17 protein-coding genes are annotated in these 15,587 nt (G+C 43.5%); 10 read left to right on the plus strand and 7 right to left on the minus strand.

The features are described from left to right. Positions 1–97: 97 nt before the first annotated feature. The 4 genes from HMPREF0663_RS07855 to HMPREF0663_RS07870 all read right to left on the minus strand — a co-directional run bounded on the left by HMPREF0663_RS07855 (position 98) and on the right by HMPREF0663_RS07870 (position 2,529). Complete coding sequence (locus tag HMPREF0663_RS07855; protein ID WP_016665237.1) at positions 98–700, minus strand: porin family protein; 603 nt, start codon at positions 698–700, stop codon at positions 98–100. Between the two features lie 127 nt (positions 701–827). Further along, complete coding sequence (locus HMPREF0663_RS07860; protein WP_004369867.1) at positions 828–1,262, minus strand: RNA-binding S4 domain-containing protein; 435 nt, start codon at positions 1,260–1,262, stop codon at positions 828–830. After that, a complete protein-coding gene (pth, locus tag HMPREF0663_RS07865; RefSeq protein WP_004369868.1) occupies positions 1,259–1,834 on the minus strand; it encodes an aminoacyl-tRNA hydrolase in 576 nt (191 codons plus the stop codon). The genes HMPREF0663_RS07860 and pth overlap by 4 nt, the downstream gene beginning before the upstream one ends. A gap of 65 nt (positions 1,835–1,899) precedes the next feature. Then, positions 1,900–2,529, minus strand: coding sequence for a 50S ribosomal protein L25/general stress protein Ctc (locus tag HMPREF0663_RS07870; RefSeq protein ID WP_004369869.1), 630 nt, complete (start codon positions 2,527–2,529; stop codon positions 1,900–1,902). Between the two features lie 235 nt (positions 2,530–2,764). Between HMPREF0663_RS07870 and nusB the strand changes: the two genes are divergently transcribed. The 5 genes from nusB to HMPREF0663_RS12070 are packed head-to-tail and all read left to right on the plus strand — an operon-like array spanning position 2,765 to position 6,179. Then, a complete protein-coding gene (gene nusB, locus HMPREF0663_RS07875; RefSeq protein ID WP_004369870.1) occupies positions 2,765–3,754 on the plus strand; it encodes a transcription antitermination factor NusB in 990 nt (329 codons plus the stop codon). A gap of 19 nt (positions 3,755–3,773) precedes the next feature. Then, the gene (gene yajC, locus HMPREF0663_RS07880) at positions 3,774–4,097 is read left to right on the plus strand and encodes a preprotein translocase subunit YajC (RefSeq protein WP_004369871.1); all 324 of its coding nucleotides are present in this window, start codon (positions 3,774–3,776) and stop codon (positions 4,095–4,097) included. A gap of 8 nt (positions 4,098–4,105) precedes the next feature. Next, entirely contained in the window at positions 4,106–5,089 is a 984-nt protein-coding gene (locus HMPREF0663_RS07885; RefSeq protein WP_004369872.1) for a CdaR family protein, read from the plus strand. Between the two features lie 53 nt (positions 5,090–5,142). Next, positions 5,143–5,727, plus strand: a complete 585-nt coding sequence (coaE, locus tag HMPREF0663_RS12065) for a dephospho-CoA kinase (RefSeq protein WP_004369873.1) — start codon at positions 5,143–5,145, stop codon at positions 5,725–5,727. Between the two features lie 2 nt (positions 5,728–5,729). Beyond that, positions 5,730–6,179: a DUF5606 family protein gene (locus tag HMPREF0663_RS12070; protein WP_004369874.1), complete on the plus strand. Its 450-nt coding sequence runs from the start codon at positions 5,730–5,732 to the stop codon at positions 6,177–6,179. Positions 6,180–6,301: 122 nt separating this feature from the next. Here HMPREF0663_RS12070 and HMPREF0663_RS07900 read toward each other — a convergent pair whose 3' ends face one another. Both HMPREF0663_RS07900 and HMPREF0663_RS07905 read right to left on the minus strand, forming a co-directional pair. Next, entirely contained in the window at positions 6,302–6,583 is a 282-nt protein-coding gene (locus HMPREF0663_RS07900) for a hypothetical protein (protein WP_004369875.1), read from the minus strand. Between the two features lie 150 nt (positions 6,584–6,733). After that, on the minus strand, positions 6,734–7,180 hold the full coding sequence (locus tag HMPREF0663_RS07905; RefSeq protein WP_016665235.1) for a NanQ anomerase/TabA/YiaL family protein: 447 nt from the start codon (positions 7,178–7,180) through the stop codon (positions 6,734–6,736). Positions 7,181–7,308: 128 nt separating this feature from the next. On the opposite strand from HMPREF0663_RS07905, the gene HMPREF0663_RS07910 reads away from it, so the two are divergent. After that, the gene (locus HMPREF0663_RS07910) at positions 7,309–8,235 is read left to right on the plus strand and encodes a calcium/sodium antiporter (protein WP_004369877.1); all 927 of its coding nucleotides are present in this window, start codon (positions 7,309–7,311) and stop codon (positions 8,233–8,235) included. A gap of 310 nt (positions 8,236–8,545) precedes the next feature. Here the strand turns inward: HMPREF0663_RS07910 and HMPREF0663_RS07915 are convergent, their stop codons facing one another. Continuing rightward, positions 8,546–9,631 carry a TlpA disulfide reductase family protein gene (locus tag HMPREF0663_RS07915; RefSeq protein WP_004369878.1) on the minus strand — a complete coding sequence of 362 codons (1,086 nt, stop codon included), beginning with the start codon at positions 9,629–9,631 and terminating at the stop codon, positions 8,546–8,548. A gap of 139 nt (positions 9,632–9,770) precedes the next feature. Here HMPREF0663_RS07915 and HMPREF0663_RS07920 point away from each other — a divergent pair, with 139 nt between their 5' ends. The 4 genes from HMPREF0663_RS07920 to HMPREF0663_RS07935 all read left to right on the plus strand — a co-directional run bounded on the left by HMPREF0663_RS07920 (position 9,771) and on the right by HMPREF0663_RS07935 (position 15,573). Further along, positions 9,771–10,460: a queuosine precursor transporter gene (locus HMPREF0663_RS07920; protein WP_004369879.1), complete on the plus strand. Its 690-nt coding sequence runs from the start codon at positions 9,771–9,773 to the stop codon at positions 10,458–10,460. Between the two features lie 6 nt (positions 10,461–10,466). Continuing rightward, complete coding sequence (queF, locus tag HMPREF0663_RS07925) at positions 10,467–10,937, plus strand: preQ(1) synthase (protein WP_004369880.1); 471 nt, start codon at positions 10,467–10,469, stop codon at positions 10,935–10,937. Positions 10,938–11,017: 80 nt separating this feature from the next. After that, a complete protein-coding gene (locus HMPREF0663_RS07930) occupies positions 11,018–13,249 on the plus strand; it encodes a patatin-like phospholipase family protein (RefSeq protein WP_004369881.1) in 2,232 nt (743 codons plus the stop codon). Positions 13,250–13,797: 548 nt separating this feature from the next. Beyond that, a complete protein-coding gene (locus tag HMPREF0663_RS07935) occupies positions 13,798–15,573 on the plus strand; it encodes a hydroxymethylglutaryl-CoA lyase-like TIM-barrel protein (RefSeq protein WP_004369885.1) in 1,776 nt (591 codons plus the stop codon). The last annotated feature ends 14 nt before the right edge of the window (positions 15,574–15,587 follow it).

Raw genomic sequence — 15,587 nt, forward strand, 5'->3', positions numbered from 1 at the left:
AAAGAAAACATTAAATTAACGTGAATTGATGAACTCACGTTAATTTATAATTCCTTATTGTACGTTGTACAATAATTCTTAATTTAGGATTTCTAATTTATAATTTGAATTTATATCCCACGGTAAATTGGAATACGCTGTTCTTGCTGTCTGTGTCTTCCACAACTTCCGTGAGTCCGAGATTGTAACGACCGTCGATGACGATGTTGTTAAATTCATAAGAAATACCGACCGGAAGCGATAGATCGAAACTTTTCGACTCTAATCCTACCTTTGATAGATCCATTTCAGCGGACATACCGTTGGCTGTAACCTTTATTTTATCTGTGGTGTTGAAACCGGGTTGCAATCCTACTTTTACTGCGAAGTTCTTGGCTACATATACATTTGCAAGGATGGGAATATTGATGTAATCCATTTTGACGGTTCCCTTAGCTTTTGTTCCTTCAATGGTTACGTCGGCCTTAGCGCCTTGCATCGAATAGAGAAGTCCTGCTGAGATGCTGATGAGATCGGATGCCTGATATTCGAATTCGGCTCCGGCTGCCATGCCAAATCTTGGATCTGCGCCTTCTGAATTGGTAAAGTTGGCAATGTTTAGGCCCACTTTAGGCTGAATAGTGAGGCTACCCGTTTCGTGTTGTGCGAATGTTGTTACGGACGAAAGCAGCATGGCGATCATAAAAATAATCTTTTTCATATTTGAAATTATTAAGTTTAACATTCGGATTTCTCATTGGGAAATCCGGTCTTCTGTAATTCTATCGGCTACAAAAATAGAAAGAAATATATGAAAAGCAAAATATTTCGCGAAATATTACCCGTTTTTACAGGGGGTATTCGTCGTTTTCATTGGGATCAGGTAGCTCTTCGAAGCCGAACATTGTGGGTTCTATGAAAGCATCGATAGCACGACGGTCTTTCTTAGTAGGTCGCCCTGTGCCCCTTGCACGGGCTACGAAACCGCTGATGCGGCTCATTTCTAAGAGCTCGTATTGCTTGGGATCGGTTACGTTTTCGTATATCTCAGGAATGAGTTTGGCACCAACGCGCTGTTCGATGGGCTGTAGTATTTTAAACGAATAAGTAATCGGCGGTTTCTTAACAGACACGATTTCGCCGGCTTTTACGGTGTGGCTCGGCTTTACATTTATGCCGCCGACGGTTACTCTGCCGTTCTTACAGGCATTGGCAGCTACAGACCGTGTTTTAAAAATACGCGCTGCCCATAGCCATTTATCTATTCTGGCTTCTTTATTCATTGCTTTTTGCCAATCTTGTTGAATTGATTCATGGTAATGTCGGTACCTGCCAACACGAAACTCTTGATGATTTCTACGGCTATATCGATACTCGGATGGAGTGTTTTCACATCTTCTTCACTGTATCGGCCGAGCACCCAGTTTGTTTGTCCGCCTTTGAGATAATCGTTGCCGATACCCATTCTGAGGCGTGCGAAGTCTTGTCCGATAAGTTGTTGAATATGTCCGAGCCCGTTATGTCCGCCATTGCTGCCATTCGATTTTAATCGGAAAGCTCCTAAAGGGAGTGCAACGTCATCGGAAATTATAAGCAATCTCTTTTGATCTATGTTTTCTTTTGTGAGCCAATAGCGTACGGCATTGCCGCTGAGGTTCATGAATGTGGTGGGTTTCAGCAGGATTATCTTTCGCCCTTTGAGGCTTGTTTCTGCGACGAAACCATAACGTTTGTCCTCAAAAACAATATTGGACGCCTTCGCAAAAGCGTCCAATACCATGAAACCTGTATTGTGTCGGGTACCTACATATTCGTCTCCCGGGTTTCCCAATCCACAAATCAAATATTTATCCATCTATTTTACAGACTGTTGATAAACGATGCAGACCGATATATTTTGTATAACGGTCTGCATTTATATTATTCGGCCGATGCTTCTTCTTTTTCTTCTTCAGAGTCCACTGCCTCAGTTACAGTGGTTGTAGCGGCCTGACGTGTCATTTTGATAGAACAAACAACAACATCTTTTCCTGTAGCTAATTCCAATCCTTCGTAGCTCAGTTCTCCCACCTTGATACTTTTACCGATGGTAAGTTTGGTAACATCGATATCAAGATGCTCCGGAATTTGTTGATAGGGAGCCGTTACGTTGATCTTACGGATAGAAAGATTCATGCGACCGCCATCGCGTACACCCTGTGCAAGACCTACCAGTTTAACAGGTATTCCGATAGTGATAGGCTTCTGGTCGTTTACTTCAAAAAAGTCGACATGCAACAAAGCATCTGTTACCGGATGGAACTGCAGCTCTTTGAGTATAGCGGTATGCTCTTCACCATCGATGATAAGTCTGATTACATAGATATGGGGTGTGTAAACGATCTTACGAAGTTCGCTCATAGGAGAAGCAAACGCCAATGCTACCGGCTTGCCGTCTTGCTTTGCTTCGCCATAAAGATTACACGGAACCAATCCTTCTTTACGAAGTACTTTAGAAGCTTTCTTTCCAAGGTCCTCACGCTTCTGACCTGAAACATTAATCTCTTTCATAATGTGTTACTCTAAATTAAGTTTATTAATATTCAATTTGCCTTAATTCACCATCACACAGAGAAACGACTCTACATTGATGTGCTTAAAAGCGATGCAAAGTTAAATGATTTTATCGGATTGTGCAAAGTTTCCCTTAAAAAACGTATAAATCGCTTATGTTTTCTTGGATATTCGATTGAAAACAACTATTTTTGCAGGGTAATTACATTATTAAAACACAAATTATTGGAGAATGATTAATCGTGAGTTAATACGTATAAAGATAGTTCAGTTAACCTATGCATACTATCAGAATGGGAGTAAAAACATGGATAATGCCGAGAAGGAACTTCTTTTCAGCCTTTCTAAGTCATACGATCTATATAATTATCTACTCGAACTTATTATTGCCATCACGAAAGAAGAGCGTTTGCGTATAGAGGTGGCTACTCAACGGGCAGAACGTGAGGGAACCGAGATGCCTAATGCAAAGTTTGCGTTCAATAAGTTTGCTGTTCAATTGGAAGAAAACAAAATGTTGAATGAATTTATCGAGAACCAGAAGTTAACGTGGGATAACGATAAGGAGTTTATTCGCAAGCTGTGTAACCAAATTGAACAGAGCTCTGCTTACAATGAATATATGGCTTCAGAAGAAAATTCTTTTGAAGCCGACCGAGAAATTTGGCGCAAACTTTATAAACAATTGATACAGGAGAACGAGGAAATAGACTCGATTCTCGAAGAGAAAAACCTCTATTGGAACGATGACAAGGAAATTGTAGATACGTTCGTATTGAAAACCATTAAGCGTTTTGATCCCAAAAACAAGTCGAAGCAGGAGCTCCTTCCGGAATATAAGGATATGGAAGATAAGGATTTTGCATGCAAATTGTTCCGTGCTACTATCCTCAATGCCGACCAATACCAGCATTATATGAGCGAAACATCGCGTAACTGGGATTTTTCGCGCTTGGCTTATATGGACGTGGTCATTATGCAGATTGCCATTGCAGAGATGCTTACGTTTCCCAATATACCCGTAAGTGTAACGATAAACGAGTATGTCGATCTGGCTAAACTATACAGTACGCCGAAAAGTGGGGGCTATATAAATGGCATGCTCGACTCAATTGCTCGTTATCTAATAGATTCCGGCAAGATGATGAAAGCGATGGAAGCCCAACGTCAGGCACATGTGGCGGTACCGAAACCGGAGAATAATGAAAGTAATCAGAAATAATTAATCAAACAGATAAATAATGAGTACAATGTTATTGGCAGCACAAGGCGCTGCAGGAGGCGGAGGCATGGGTATGTTAATCATGATTGTGGCAATGTTTGTCATTATGTGGTTCTTCATGATACGTCCTCAACAAAAGAAACAGAAAGAAATCCGTAACTTCCAGAATTCGCTTCAGGAAGGTTCATCGGTTGTTACCAACGGCGGTATTTACGGTAAAGTGAAGCATATCGACTTGAGTACAAACAAGGTAGAAGTAGAAATTGCCCGCGGTGTGGTAATTGAAGTAGACAAAAACTACATCTTTGCAGACGCATCGTCTCAGGCACCTAATAAGGCATAGAAGTTCGAATGAAAGCTGAATTGAGACGGGCCATATTACTTGTAAGGAACTTCTTGTTCAGTTCTGTGAACAAGGAGTTTCTCGTTTTTTTGTTCTTTCTCGCGCTCAGCGGGGCCTTTTGGCTGTCGATGACGCTCGATGAAAGCTACGAAAAGGAAGTTGCCGTCCCCATCAAATTAGTCAACATTCCGAAGAATGCCGTCATTACGACAGAGATAGAGGATACCGTACGCGTAACCATACGTGATAAAGGTTTCGCTTTTCTGCCCTATCTTTACGGAGAAGGCATCCGTCCGGTTACGATAAACTTTGCTTCTTACGCCAATAAAAACTCAGGCAGAGGTGTTGTTCCTATTGCCGATGTACAAAAAATGATCTATCAACGGCTGTCGGGTTCATCGCGTATCACGGGTATCAAACCCGATCGTTTAGACTTTTATTTCAATTTCGGACTGTCAAAACAGGTTCCTGTGCGTATTTCCGGTGGCATTTTACCCGCCAAGAACTACTATCTGGCTTCTGTAAATATCGCTCCGGAAGTGGTAACTATTTATGCGAGCAAGGATATACTCGACAGCGTAAGGTATATATCTACCGAAGAAGTCAACATAACCAATTTCGAAGATACCGTTGTCCGGAAAGTTCATCTCAAGAAAATACGCGGTGTAAAGGCAGTCCCCGCCATAGTTTCCATCCGTCTTTCGCCCGATATTCTAACGGAGGAGAGCTATGATGTGCCTATAACTGCTATCAATATGCCCCAAGGAAAAGTACTCCGCACGTTCCCTCGGCGCGTTGCAGTGAAATTCAATGTCGGAGCCAGCGCTTTTCGGTATATCAAATTCAACGAATTTCGTGTAATAGCAGATTATAAAGAGTTGGAAAATCATCCGTCTGATAAGTGTACAATTTATCTGAACAGCGTACCTCATAACGTGAGAAATGCACGACTTTCCGTAACAAAAGTAGACTATGTCGTTGAACAGCAGTAGCACATAGTACTGTTATATGATTTTATAATTCCTAACAAATATATGCCGTTATTGTGGTAAATAGTCCGAAAGTCGCAATTACCGGAGGTATCGGTAGCGGCAAAACGCATGTGTGCCGACTGCTCGAAGAGCGGGGTATCCGTGTTTACGACTGCGATGAGGCAGCCAAGAGGCTTATGCAGACATCGGTAGAGTTGCAGCGCAAGCTCAAAAATCTTGTAGGCAGCGGTGTATATATAAATAAGGTGTTACAGAAATCGGTATTGGCCAAGTTTCTTTTGGCATCGAACCAGAACAAACAGGCAGTCAATGATATTGTGCATCCTGCCGTGGCCAGTGACTTCGAAACATCTGGATATTGTTGGTTAGAGAGTGCTATACTCTTCGAATCCGGCTTTTTCAGACGCACGCATTTCGATTTTGCGGTTTGCATTACGGCTCCTTTAGAGACCAGAGTGGCACGTGTAATGGCACGAGACGGTATTTCTCGCACTCGGGCATTGGCATGGATCAACAGCCAGATGGCACAGGAAGAAATGCTGAAACTTTCTGATTTCGAAATCGTAAATAACGGCGAGAGCGACGTGAATATTCAAATAAGCAATATATTGAAACAGATAAACAATACAAATCATTAAGAATGGAAACAATACTTTCAATTGCCGGCAAGCCCGGATTGTATAGATTAGTGTCGAGAGGTAAAATGAATCTTATTGTAGAATCTTTGGATGAGGCCCGTAAACGTATGCCCGCATTCGCTACAGACCGTGTGACGAGCTTGGGAGACATTGCCATTTACACCGATGCCGACGATGTTCCTTTGTGGCAGGTGCTCAAGAAATTGGGTGAAAAGGAACTGTCTAAAGAGGCTACATTTAATTATAAGAAAGCAAGCAGCAAGGAATTGCGCAAATATTTTGCCGAAGTGTTGCCCGATTTCGATCAAGATCGGGTACACGACAGCGATATCAAGAAACTGTTGCAATGGTATAATATTCTTGTAAAGAACGGTATTACCGATTTTGAAGCTGCGCTTGCGCCGACCGAGGGCGACAATGTACAAGACCGGCTTGATACTTCTGATAAGTAAACAGCTATCAAGTTAGGAGTCAGGATGCTATATAATAGAGGCATCAAGTAAATGGTTGTGTTGTTTGAGGTACACTAAGTGCTCAAACAACACAACCATTTATTCTATGTCTTAATGTTTTCTCATTTCGCTGCCTCGTCCTGTTTCCATTCGTTTTTATTGGCAGCGAGCCACAAACGCCCGCGCTCTCGCAGTATCGAGTCGGCTTTTTCCTGACTGTTTACCACCACTGTAGGCGAGGTTCTTACAAAGAACCATTGCATTTTAGCCATCATTTGTTGTTCACTCTTGGTTGCTGTGTGAGGTTTGCTACCATTGTGCGGTGCAGCTACAAATACCAATATTGCTATCATTCCTATGGCAACTATAATCTTGGTTGCACTTTCTGTTATCAATCTTTTCATATCCTATCGTTTTTTAAGTTCATCGGCAAAGATAACAAACTTTTCTCCGTAAAGCAATACTCCTTTGCGTGTTGACACGAAAGAGAAAGGTTATGTTGTTGATAAATAGAAAGTTATAAGATGGTAAACGCGTCGTTTTGACACAACGTCTTATAGTTTTATTTTGGCAATAAGCTTGCGTTGTATGCCCGAGCCGATGATCGGAGCATGAGCATCTTCCGGAAAGAAGATGGTAAACTCGCCCGGATTTACGGTGAAGTAGACCGATGCAGGAGTGGTGTATAGTGCATAATCGTTTTCCGAATCGAACGGACGGTCGGGCTCTTGCAATGATTTTAGCGGGCTCCATCCCATCACTTCGGGCCGAAGCAGCGGTATCTGCACGTCTAAATAGCGGCGGTGTACTTCAAGAGGTTGTATTTCTTTCGGTTTCAGTTCTATTTCGCTTACGTTGATGAACAATTCGTTGCCGGCAATATCGATCCTGCCTGTCGGCGCATCTTGCAGGTTGTGTGTCTCCAAAAAGTCGAATAACACTTTCAATAGCGGGTGTGCATGTTCGTAACGTTTGCGGTCTTCTAATCTTGCAAGTATCATTTTGCTGAGTGATTTGTTATTGCAAATGTACTCAAATTTCTTGGATTGTACAAGCATCAATGTTTGTAATATCGATAATTCCACGCGTTGACGTCTGCAGTTCAGAGCCTTTTTCGTAACTTTGCATCATGATTGTTTTAAATATTGTGTTGGTTGTAGCCGGCATTGTGCTGGTGTTGTGGGGGGCGGATCGCCTGACCGATGGTGCCGTAGGGCTTGCCGAAAAGATGAATATGCCACAAGTAATCATCGGACTTACCGTTGTTGCGATGGGTACTTCGATGCCTGAGTTCTGTGTGAGTCTCGTTTCGGCCATCAAGGGTACGCCCGATCTGGCCGTAGGCAATGTGGTGGGTTCCAATATTTTTAATACCTTGCTCATTGTGGGTATGGCTGCAGTGGTGGCACCCATAACCATATTGCGTTCTACGGTAAAGAAAGACGTACCTTTTGCACTGCTTTCGTCGGTACTGCTATTGCTGTTTTGTTTCGATGGAAGTCTGTCTCGGACGGATGCAGCTATACTCTTCGGCGTTTTTATCGTGTTTATGTATGTTACGCTGCGGGGAGCTAAAAGTGGTACAAATATCGATGAAAGCCTGAAAAAGAACTATTCGATGTTGAAATCCGTATTGTTTTTATTGCTCGGATTAGCCTGTTTGATTTTTGGGAGCAATATCTTCGTAGATGGAGCCGTTAAGATAGCTCGTACACTCGGTGTGAGCGATGCCGTTATAGGGCTTACGATTGTGGCCGGAGGTACGTCTTTACCCGAGCTTGCCACCAGTGTCGTCTCTGCTAAAAAGGGGCAAAGCGGCATTGCCATCGGTAATGTACTTGGCTCAAACGTATTCAATATTCTTTTTATTTTGGGCATTACCGGCCTTATTACCCCGATGCAGATAGAAGGCATAACGAGTATAGACCTTACGATGATGATACTTTCCGTGTTGCTGTTATGGCTTTTCTCGTTTACCAAGTACACTCTGTCGCGGTGTGAGGGTGCGGTCCTCATCGTTCTTTTTATCGGCTATATCGGCTATTTGGTGGTTTAACCTTTCTCTTGCTTTCTCTTTGTGTGAAATGTAAAGTACATGGATTGCCGGCGATAGAAAGAAAGAGAGTTTACGATGGGGGGATGAAAAGGTCGAAAATATATGAAATATCTTTGATAGAAATACTGTCTATGCCGTATAGATGGTGTGTATAATAACGATATTTGTTAAGGATAATTGGAGCAACAGAAATTTTTCGGCTATGTGTGCAATCGTTATTTCCGAAATATAGATTGCATTTATGAATGCTGTTTGATAAAAGCGCGGAAGATCGTAAAGTGGTCTTCCGCGCTCCTGTGTATGGTTCGGTTTAGTAACCGTATATCTCTTTCAGTTTTGCAGCGAGCCCTTCGCCGCGTAAGTCAGAGGCTACAATCTTGCCTTGTGGATCGACCAATATGTTCGAAGGTATGCCATTGATGCCGTATGTTGTTTGTGCGGCACTCTTCCATCCCTTTAAATCCGACATTTGGTGCCACTCCATGCCGAGGTCTTTTACGCCTTTTTTCCAAGCATCTCTTTGCGAGTCGAACGATACACCTACCACATCGAAGCCCTTGGCGGCGTGATAGCGCTTATAGGCATCTACTACGTTGGGCATTTCCATACGGCATGGTCCGCACCATGAGGCCCAGAAGTCTACCAACACATAGTTTCCTTTGCCCACCCAGTTACTGAGTTTCACGGGATTTCCGTCCATATCTTCCATGGAGAGATCGGTGAAAGCACTACCGGGACGACGTTTTGCGAGTGCTTGTTTTAATGCAATGACCTGTTGCATCAACGGGTGATGGTAATAAGCCGTTGTGTTATCGAGCACTGAATTAAGCTGGTCGTAGTCAAGGGAGTTTGCTATTTGGCTCAAATAGAATGCAGGAGCCACGCTATTACTGTGCGTCTTGGCAAATTTCAGTATGGTTTCTATTTGTCCGAACTGTATGTCATCCATCTGTTTCTCAAGTGTTTTCTTCTTGGTTTGAGCCTCTATAGTCTCGTCTTTTCTCGCTTTTTGCCAATCAGAATATAGTTCTGCAAGCTTTGCATCCTGCTTCTGTTGTTCTTTCTGCAGGTCTACGAATTGTACGTTCTGCACAGAACCCGTTACAAAATTGTTTTTTAAGTTGATTGTAATGGGGGTATAGTCGTTGATAACCGTAGCCATGTGTTCGCGATCGTAGCCTATCGTGATGAACGAATTGACCGGTTTCTTGCCCGATAGCTGGAATTTTCCGCCATTGACAGCCACGCTGTCTTGCTGATCAAAGTTAAGATTGGTGATAACATACACCTTTTTAATGCTGTCGGGTGTGGTACCTGAGATTACATAATCGGCATTTTGAGCCTGTATGGAAACAGCCATTGTTGCGGCTGCCATGATAGAAAAAAGTCTTTTCATATAATGCTGTTAATTTAAACTGTGAGGAGCAAAATTAATGTTTTTCCGTAAAACGGCATTTAAATGTCATAAAAATTAAGTATCTTTGCATACTTTTTAGTGAATAGAGTGCTTGGTAAACCTCTTTAAAAACAAGAAAATGGAAAAAAACAAACAGAATGTAAGTGTGCTGTTCATGCTTTTCAGCATTCTTTTTTGCGTTTGCCTCATTGCTGCAAACGTACTTGAAACAAAGCAAATCGCAGTAGGTCCCGTCAGTCTTACGGGCGGATTGATCGTGTTCCCCGTATCTTATATTATCAATGATTGCGTGTGTGAGGTGTGGGGATACCGCAAAGCGCGCCTATTGATATGGACTGGATTTGCGATGAACTTCTTTTTCGTGGCCTTGGGAGCCATCTGTGATGCTATTCCCGGGGCCTCTTATTGGACGAATGATGCCGGTTTCCACGCCGTATTCGGACTTGCACCGCGCATAGCCTTGGCTTCTTTCGTGGCTTTTCTTGCGGGTTCGTTTGCCAATGCCTACGTGATGAGCAAGATGAAGATAGCATCTAAAGGTAAAAACTTCTCTGCACGTGCCATTTTAAGCACCGTTGCAGGCGAGAGTATAGACTCTCTGATCTTCTTTCCCTTGGCGCTTTCGGGCGTTGTTCCTGCCGGTGAACTGCCTTTGTTGATGCTTTGGCAGGTGGTATTGAAGACGGTTTACGAGATTATAGTATTGCCTGTTACCATCAGGGTGGTGCATGCACTGAAGAAACACGAGGGAGAAGATGTGTACGACGAGGGCATTAATTACAACGTGTTGCGTATTTTTAATATCTGACAGCGTATGGATGAAGCAAGAAAAGACGAAGGATTGCAGGCTTTGGGAGCCGAGACGACGTACCGAACAGACTATGCTCCCGAGGTTTTAGAGACCTTTTTGAACAAACATCCCGACAATGATTATTGGGTACAGTTCAACTGTCCCGAGTTTACATCGCTCTGTCCGATTACCGGGCAACCCGATTTTGCGGAGATACGTATTTCGTATATTCCCGGCGAACGGATGGTTGAGAGCAAGAGTCTGAAGCTCTATCTCTTCAGTTTCCGTAATCATGGCGACTTCCACGAAGATTGTGTGAACATCATTATGAAGGACTTAATACGGTTGATGCAGCCTAAATATATAGAAGTAACGGGATATTTCACGCCGAGGGGCGGCATCAGTATTTATCCTTATGCCAATTTCGGCCGCACGGGAACAAAGTATGAGGAGCTTGCCAAGCATAGGCTGATGAACCATAGCATAGAGAAATAACCGTTAGCCGTTCTGCCTGTCTTGTACAAACTGTTTGCACGAGGCAGGCAGAATGCTTTTATTTACGGATTGGATTTTTTATGAAAGGAAGAAATTGTCTTGTTACGTTGTCTGTGGCAGCACTGTTAACAATCTCTGCAACGGCACAGCAAATGCCACGTAAAAAGGTGGCAGTGGTATTGAGCGGCGGCGGTGCCAAAGGCATGGCGCACATCGGTGCATTGAAGGTAATAGAGAAAGCCGGCATACCGGTAGATATCGTTACGGGCACAAGTATGGGTTCTATTGTTGGCGGATTGTATGCAATAGGTTATGATGCCACATGTTTAGACTCTATGGTGCACATGCAAGACTGGTCTTTCCTGCTTTCGGATAAGACAGATCCTATCCATCAAAGCCTTGCCGACCGTAAACGGCAGAATACTTATTTCCTTTCGAGAGACCTTTCGATTGCCAATAATACAGTTAAAATGGCAGGAGGCATCATCGAAGGTAAAAACCTTGCCCGCTTGTTTGCCAAACTTACGGCCGGTTATCGCGACTCTGTGGATTTTAATTTGTTGCCTGTTCCGTTTGCATGTGTGGCGACAGATATTGTTGATAATACCGAATATGTTTTCCATAGCGGCGTGCTTGCCGAAGCCATGCGTGCCAGTATGTCTATTCCGGGGGCATTCTCGCCGGTACGGAAAGGAGATATGGTGCTTGTAGACGGCGGACTGCGCAATAATTTCCCTGTGGACGTGGCCCGACAGATGGGTGCCGATGTGGTGATAGGTGTTGTGGTTCAGGGAGCTCCCAAGACTGCCGACGAACTGAACAGCGGCAGTGCAATTCTCGGACAAATAGTAGATGTGAACTGTAAAAATAAATATAGCGAGAATATAGCTAATACCGATGTGCTCATACATGCCGATACGCATGGATATTCTGCAGCAAGTTTCAGCGTTGCGGCCATCGATACGTTGATACGCAGGGGCGAAGAAGCGGCCATGAAGCATTGGGACGAGTTGGTCGCTCTGAAGAAACAGTTGGGCTATGAGTTAGATTTCATGCCTCCGAAAATAGCATTGCGACATGAGAAACCGTTTGCCGATAAGGTAAAATTGCATAGTATAAGTTTTGTAAACGTAGCTCCTGCAGACGAAAAGTTATTGAAGAAGAAATATCGTTTGGCTGAACGGGACAGTATTTCGCCGGCAGAAATGGACCAAATGGTAACCTCTATGCATGACGACCTGTTCTATAGCGATGCCGACTATGTGTATAATGCGTATGAAAAAGGCTACGATGTAATTGTTACGGCTAAGGAAAAAAGACGAAATCAGGTAGCTCTCGGGGTACGTTTCGATACGGAAGAGATGGTTGCATTGCAGGTCAATTCGGAGTTTTTGTTAAAAACACGCATGCCGATGTATACCGATGTGACGTTAAGACTGGGCAAACGTATCATGTTTAAGGCCCATCTGAACTTCTGTCCTTGGGCTTTGGGAAAAATGTCTGTAGGGTATATCTTCCGTCATAACGATATCAATGTGAACGAAAAGGGGAAACGTCAGGCGAATATTACCTATAATCAGCACACGGCCGACCTTGTACCTCTCGAGTTCAATATACGCAACTTTAATATAAAATTAGGATTGCGGTGGGATTATTACCATTTCAGTAATATACTGCTCGATGTCGGCAGCGGAGAATGGAATGCCGATAGGGGATTGGACGATGCCCATTATCTGACGTATCGGGCGGATGTAGACTATAATTCGGAAAATAAATGGAATTTCCCTGTACGAGGAGCTAAGTTTCATGCCGGCTACGGTTATTATACAGATAACTTTATCAAGTACAATCATCATGCGGGTATTCACGCCGTTAATGCCATGTGGCGCATGTGTTTTCCGCTTTTTTCGCGACTTACTTTACAACCTATGGTTTACGGCCGGCTGGTTTTCGGCAATAATGCACCGGCACCGGTCAAAACGGTAATAGGGGGCGAGTGGTTCGGCCATTATCTCGACTGTCGGCATTTGCCTTTTGCAGGCGTAGGTTATATAGAACGTGTGGAAGATAAGTTTATGGCTTTGCAGCTGACTTTGCAGGAAAGACTGACCGAAAACAACTATGTACTTCTGAAATTGGCGGGGTATGAAGACGGTAAAGCATTGAAGAACCTTTTCGGTCATGGACCGAAAGCAGGTATGCAGTTGTCGTATTATTACGATAGCATGCTCGGTCCGCTGGGTGCAACATTGGGTTGGTCGAGCAAAACCAAACGACTTTGTTTCTATATAAATTTGGGATTTGAGTTCTGATACCGTTTTATTAATGCAGAATATCTTCTTTCTACGCCCGCCAGAGTGGTTTCTTTATTTTGCTGTCGTATCATCATAATAGAAGGAGATTGCCGATTATTAAAGGATTATTGGCATATTTTAGCTGATGATATGAAAGAAAAATCATGCATGTTTTTCTTTCATATCTTTCTTACATCTATTTTCTATGATGCATACACCATCGTGCTATGAAGCATAGGTGATATTTCCAAGAGATGAATGTGTAGGCTTTATTGTTATTTAATGTCATGCCGTCGTGTTAAATACAGATATATTTCGTTGGTTAACAGTGCTTTGCAATGATGAGGAGAGGCGGTTGTGAATATATGAATATTTATTTTCTTTGCGCTTTTATATGCGGTTGCAGTGAAATATAAAAATGGGGTTGCAGCTATATCCATATCATTTTCTTGTTTTGAACTTAGGTTTTTAAATCATAAAAAAAGATATGTATGGGGAGAATTTCGGATTTTTTTGTCTAATTTTGCAGGCGGTTATTATGCGAAGAAATAAAAAATAATTACGATATGAAGAAGAAAATTCAGTTCAGTCTCGTATATCGGGACATGTGGCAGAGCTCGGGTAAGTTTCAACCTCGTAAGGATCAGTTGGAACGCATTGCTCCGGTAATTATCGATATGGGATGTTTTGCCCGTGTGGAGACTAACGGCGGGGCTTTCGAACAGGTAAACTTGTTGGCGGGAGAGAACCCTAACGATGCAGTAAGAGCTTTTTGCAAGCCTTTCAATGAGGTAGGGATAAAGACGCATATGCTCGACCGCGGTTTGAATGCACTGCGTATGTATCCGGTTCCGGACGACGTTCGGGCTATGATGTACAGGGTAAAGCATGCCCAAGGAGTGGATATTCCGCGTATCTTCGACGGGCTTAACGATGTGCGTAATATTATTCCAAGTATCAAATGGGCCAAAGAGGCAGGGATGACACCGCAGGGAACTCTCTGTATTACGACCTCTCCGGTGCACACTTTGGAATATTATGCGAAGATTGCAGATCAGGAAATAGAGGCTGGTGCGGAGGAAATCTGTCTGAAAGACATGGCCGGAATAGGTCAGCCGGCATTTCTGGGTAAACTTACCAAAATGATTAAGGAGAAGCATCCGGATATTATTATCGAGTATCATGGACATTCGGGCCCCGGGCTTTCTATGGCAAGTATTCTCGAAGTATGCAATAATGGTGCCGATATTATAGATACGGCTATGGAACCGCTGTCGTGGGGTAAGGTGCATCCGGATATCATATCTGTGCTGAGTATGCTGAAGAACGAAGGCTTCGATGTGCCCGAAATCAATATGAATGCTTATATGAAAGCACGCGCACTTACGCAGGAATTCATCGATGAGTGGCTGGGTTATTTCATTAATCCGGGTAATAAAATAATGTCGTCGCTGCTCCTTGGTTGCGGATTACCGGGCGGTATGATGGGCAGTATGATGTCTGATCTGGGACCAATCAAGAATACTATCAACAATCTGCGTAAGAAGAAAGGCGAGGAGGAGCTGTCGATGGATGATATGCTCGTGAAACTTTTCGATGAAGTAACTTATGTTTGGCCTCGCGTGGGCTATCCTCCATTGGTAACGCCTTTCTCTCAATATACCAAGAACATTGCCCTGATGAACCTCCTTACCATGGAACAAGGCAAGGGAAGGTTCGTAATGATGGACGACTCTATGTGGGGAATGATTTTAGGAAAGAGCGGTAAGGTGCCCGGTACAATTGCGCCCGAGCTTGTGGAGCTTGCCAAACAACAAGGACGAGAATTTACGGATGCCGATCCTCATACGCTGCTCAAGAATGCTCTCGATGACTTCAGAAAAGAGATGGACGAGAATGGTTGGGAGTACGGACAGGATGACGAAGAGCTCTTCGAGCTTGCCATGCATCCCGAACAGTATCGTAATTATAAGAGCGGACAGGCCAAGAAAAACTTCCTTGCCGACCTGCAAAAGGCTAAAGACGAGAAACTTGGCAGTAAACTGTCGCCCGAACAACTTGCCGCTTTCAAGCATGCAAAGGCCGATGCGATAGTGGCTCCCGTGAAGGGACAGCTGTTCTGGGAGTTCAATGGCGAGGGTGAATGTGCGCCGTCTGTAGAGCCTTTCATCGGTAAGGAGTATAAGGAAGGCGATGTGTTCTGCTATATTCAGGCGCCGTGGGGCGAGTTTGTGGAAATTCCTGCGGCTTTGGGAGGCAAACTTGTGGAGATTAATGCCAAACAGGGATCGAAAGTAAGCAAGGGAGATACTATTGCTTATATCGAGAGAGAGCAGAATTAATTGACCGGACATGA

Source organism: Hoylesella oralis ATCC 33269 (genome assembly GCF_000185145.2).
In the GTDB taxonomy this organism is placed as follows: Bacteria; Bacteroidota; Bacteroidia; order Bacteroidales; family Bacteroidaceae; genus Prevotella; species Prevotella phocaeensis.